1 protein-coding gene is annotated in these 326 nt (G+C 68.7%); it reads right to left on the minus strand.

Features of this window, described 5'->3' with window-relative positions; translation table 11 throughout:
• Positions 1 to 146 precede the first annotated feature (146 nt).
• Positions 147 to 326: hypothetical protein (locus tag J0A65_RS26785; RefSeq protein WP_232850175.1), on the minus strand; the 180-nt coding region annotated here is incomplete at its 5' end.

Below are 326 nucleotides of genomic sequence, written 5' to 3' on the forward strand. Positions count from 1 at the left end.
GGGAGAGCTCGCGGTGCTGGCGGAACTTGGCATCCACGGGGCCATGGGCCGACTGATCGGTGCGCCCACCCCCTGGAGCGATCGCTAGAGACCGGCGCCCCGATCAGACGCAGCGGCATGGCCCTCGTGCGCTGCGGGGCCGGGAATCAGACCAGATGGTGCTCGTCGTCGCCGAGCAGGCCGCTGAGACCTTCGATCTCGGCACGGGCGATGGCACGCTGGTCGAGCTTCTGGCGCGCCGCTTCAGGCAGGTCCGTGTAGCGAATGACACCACGCTCCACCAGCACGCTGACGACGTCCTCGAGTACTCGCACCAGCTCCAGGTC

This window comes from Bowmanella yangjiangensis, from assembly GCF_017255015.1.
GTDB lineage: Bacteria > Pseudomonadota > Gammaproteobacteria > Enterobacterales > Alteromonadaceae > Bowmanella > Bowmanella yangjiangensis.